This window comes from Streptomyces sp. NPDC051136 (assembly GCF_044455745.1).
In the GTDB taxonomy this organism is placed as follows: Bacteria; Actinomycetota; Actinomycetes; order Streptomycetales; family Streptomycetaceae; genus Streptomyces.
The window spans coordinates 1-3,314 of record NZ_JBITFE010000020.1 but is presented as its reverse complement, the minus strand read 5'-3'; the positions used below and the strand labels follow the sequence as shown (position 1 = coordinate 3,314).

Below are 3,314 nucleotides of genomic sequence, written 5' to 3'. Positions count from 1 at the left end.
GGTCGGTTGGCGCGGGTGCTGGTGGGCCGGGGTGCTGGTGCGGAGCGGGTGGTGGCGGTCGCGTTGCCTCGTTCGCCGTGGCTGGCCGGTGCGTTGCTGGGGGTTCTCAAGTCCGGTGCGGCGTATCTGCCGTTGGATCTGGAGTATCCGGCGGAGCGGTTGCGGTTGATGCTGGAGGATGCTCGTCCTTTGCTGGTGGTGACGGATGCTGCCACGGCCCGGGAGTACGACCTGGGGGACGCGCTGCTGGTACTGGACGAGGAGGAGTGGGGGGCGGAAGCCTCTGCGGGGGAGGACGAATCCGGCGAGGATCCGGGAGTGGGGGAGCAGTCTGCGGGTGTGCCGGACGCGCAGCATCCGGCCTACGTGGTGTACACGTCGGGTTCCACCGGGCGGCCCAAGGCGGTCGTCATGCCGCACGAGGGACTGACCAACCTCCTCACCTGGCACACCGCGACCTTCACCGGCACCGCCCCACGACGCACCGCCCAACTCACCGCCATCGGCTTCGACTTCTCCCTCGAAGAGATTCTGGCGCCCCTCGTGTCGGGTGGCGTGCTGGTCGTCCCCTCCGAGACGATCCGACGCGACCTCGACGAACTCGTGGGGTGGATCGACCGGCACCAGGTGAACGAGATCTTCGCACCGACCCTGGTCATCGAATCGCTCCTGGAGGCGGCCGAGACCCGGGGCAGCAAGCTGGCCTCGCTCACCGACTTCTTCCAGGGCGGTGAGGCCCTCGTCATCAGCCAACGGCTGCGCGACTTCTGCGCCGCGGTGCCGGGACGGCGCCTGCACAACGTCTACGGTCCGGCGGAGACGCACGCCGTCACCAGCGGCACGTCGGCCGGTGACCCCGGCGCCTGGCCGGTCGTGGCACCGATCGGCACCCCGATCGACAACGCCCGGGTCTACGTCCTGGACGGGGAGCTTCGTCCGGTGCCGACCGGGGTCGTCGGGGAGCTGTATCTCGCGGGTGCCGGAGTGGCGCGCGGTTATCACGAGCGGCCCGCCCTGACCGCCGAACGCTTCGTGCCCGATCCCTTCACTCCCGGTGGCGGGCGCATGTACCGCACGGGGGACCTGGCCCGCTGGAGCAGCGACGGCCGGCTGCATTTCACCGGACGTGCCGACCGGCAGGTCAAGATCCGCGGCTTCCGCATCGAACCCGGCGAGATCGAGGCGGCCCTGCGCAAGCACGACCAGGTCGCACAGGCCGTCGTCGTCGCCCGCACGGGACCCACCGGCAAGACCCTCGCCGCCTACCTCGTCCCCGAACCCGGCACCACCCCCGACCCCGGCTTGCTCCGCCAACACCTCACCGGCAACCTGCCCGACCACATGGTGCCCACCTCGTACGTGGTCCTGGAGGCCCTGCCGCTCACCCCGAACGGCAAGCTCGACGCCCGTGCGCTGCCCGAACCCGACCAGGACACCGGGGTGGAGTTCGTGGCGCCCCGCACGGAGACCGAGGCGCGGCTGACGGCGATCTGGGCCGAGGTGCTGGACCGGGAGGAGGTCGGTGTCCACGACGACTTCTTCCTCCTGGGCGGTCACTCCCTGCTGGCGACGCGGGTGGTGAGCCGGGTGCGGGAGGCGTGCGAGGCGGAGGTTCCGATCCGTTGGTTGTTCGAGGTGCCTACGGTGGCGGCTCTCGCCGCGCGACTCGACGAGGGCGGGGGCGGGGCGGACCCGGTGCGACCGGTGCTGCTCCCGGCACGGCGGCCGCGTCTGCTGCCGTTGTCGTATGCGCAGACGCGGCTGTGGTTCCTGAACCGCTTCGACGGTGAGAGCCGTGCGGCCTACAACATTCCGATGGTGCTGCGTCTGACCGGTGCGGTGGACGCGGCGGCACTGCGAGGCGCGCTGGCCGACGTGGTCGAGCGGCACGAGGTGCTGCGCACCCGCTATGTCGAGACCGAAGGCGTGGTGGTCCAGCAGGTGGTGGCCGCCGGGGACGCCGTGCCCCCGTTGGCGGTGCGCGCCGTGAGCGGCGCCGAGGTGGAGTCGCTGGTGGCGGCCGCGTCGGTGCATCCCTTCGACGTGACGTGTGATCTGCCGTTGCGGGCGTGGTTGTTCTCCCTGGACGAGCGGGAGCACGTGCTGGTTCTGGTGTTGCACCACATCGCGGGGGACGGCTCTTCGCTGGCGCCGTTGGCGCGGGACGTGGCGGTTGCCTATCAGGCCAGGTTGGCGGGGGGTGTGCCCGGGTGGCAGCCGCTGCCGGTGCAGTACGCCGACTACACGTTGTGGCAGCGGGAGTTCCTGGGTGAGGCGTCCGACCCGGAGAGTGTGCTCTCCGCTCAGCTGGCCTACTGGCGTGGGGCACTGGCGGGCCTGCCGGAGGAACTGGAACTGCCGCGGGACCGTCCCCGTCCGCCAGTGAGCAGTGGGCGCGGCGCGAGCGTCGGGTTCACCGTCGACGCGGTGGTGGTGGAGCGGTTGCGTGGGGTGGCCCGGGACGCCCGCAGCAGTCTCTTCATGGTTCTGCAGGCGGCGCTTGCCGCGCTCCTGACGCGGTTGGGTGCGGGCACGGACGTGCCGATCGGTACTCCTGTCGCGGGCCGGCTGGACGAGAAGTTGGACGACCTGATCGGGTTCTTCGTCAACACTCTTGTGCTGCGTGCGGATACTTCGGGTGACCCGCGTTTCGATGATCTGGTGGTGCAGGTTCGTGAGACGAGTCTGGCTGCGTTCGCTCATCAGGATGTGCCGTTCGAGCGGTTGGTGGAGGAACTGAATCCGGTCCGTTCGATGGGCCGGCATCCTCTCTTTCAGGTCATGCTGGCTTTGCAGAACACGCCTGATGTCGAGTTGGAGTTGGGTGATCTGCGTCTGTCGGAGGAGAGTTATCGTTCGACGACGTCGAAGTTCGATCTGTTCTTCAATTTGGAGGAGCAGTCGGGTGGTGAGGTCAGTGGGCTGCTGGAGTACAGCACTGATCTTTTCGACGAGGGTACGGCTGTGTCCTTTGTCGATCGTTTCACGCGTTTGTTGGCCGAGTTGTCGGTGCGGCCGGGGCAGCGGATCGGTGAGGTGGATCTGCTGGGTGAGGAGGAGCGTGAGCGGCTGCTGCATGGGTGGAACGACACGGGTCGCAGTGTGCCGGCCGGGTGTGCGGTGGGGTTGTTCGAGGCTCAGGTGGTGCGGACGCCGGGGGCCGAGGCGGTGGTGTTCGGTGAGGAGTCGTGGTCGTATGCGCGGTTGAACGCGTGGGCCGGTCGGTTGGCGCGGGTGCTGGTGGGCCGGGGTGCTGGTGCGGAGCGGGTGGTGGCGGTCGCGTTGCCTCGTTCGCCGTGGCTGGCCGGTGCGTT

Annotated in this window: 1 protein-coding gene; it reads left to right on the top strand. The window is 69.3% G+C overall.

The genetic code is table 11. From position 1 onward, the window contains the following. Positions 1 to 51 precede the first annotated feature (51 nt). On the top strand, positions 52 to 3,314 hold a 3,263-nt coding region (locus ACIBCJ_RS35555), incomplete at its 3' end, for an amino acid adenylation domain-containing protein (RefSeq protein ID WP_399284361.1).